General features: G+C 61.9%; 1 pseudogene. It reads right to left on the bottom strand.

The annotated features are described in order from the left end of the window. Window positions 1–247: 247 nt before the first annotated feature. Window positions 248–780, bottom strand: a pseudogene (locus EXE44_RS17465) (hypothetical protein); the annotation flags it as partial.

Raw genomic sequence — 780 nt, 5'->3', positions numbered from 1 at the left:
GATCGTCCCGTTGTTCGGTTCGACTTCGGGTTCGTCCGACGGTGCGAGCAGCATCGGCGCCGCCGCCGCTGCGAGCACGACGACGCCGATGAGTCCAACGACTTTTAGTTGCTCGTCGTCGAGCATCTCGCCGATATTCATGCCGACCTCCATCGCGCGGGGATAAGGGGGGTAGGCGTACGCGCGAGCGCGTAGTGTCGCCTGCCGGCCGGTTCGCCTCGATTTCGCGGAGTGATTGAATCTAGTTTCATTTGGCGCTCACCCTCCGAACTTCCGGCGAGATGATCCGGAGCTTCCCCGGAACCTTGTATCGACGAGGGAGATCGTCCCAGCCGAACTCGGTGTACTGACCCGACGTCCAGAACAGGCCGCGACCGAGCTTCCAGTCCGAGGTCATTTCCGTGTTCATCGGCGGCCGAACGCCGATGATCTCGTCGCTACCGGTGGGGTTGTCGGTGCCGGAGAGCGTGACTCCCCAGCGCATCTTCTTGCGGATCATCCAGGAGATCTCCCTCGGCTTCTGGGTCAGCAGCACGAACGACAGCCCGTTCCGGCGGAAGTCGACGTACTGCTGACTGACGGCATCGATTTTCGTCGAGAGACCTCCGTTATCGTTCGATTCGTGATGTTTGAACAGGTTGCTCGCCTCGTCGCAGACCCACGTCGTCCGCATCGAACGCTGCTCGTTGACGTTGTGGTGAACAAGCCAGCTGAACCACCAGTGACTCGTCGGGGTCGCCTCCTCGCCGTCGAGCTCGGGATCGTGCCGACGTCGTTCGG

This window comes from Halorubrum sp. SS7, assembly GCF_005435055.1.
In the GTDB taxonomy this organism is placed as follows: domain Archaea; phylum Halobacteriota; class Halobacteria; order Halobacteriales; family Haloferacaceae; genus Halorubrum; species Halorubrum salinarum.
This window is presented reverse-complemented; position numbering and strand designations above follow the sequence as displayed.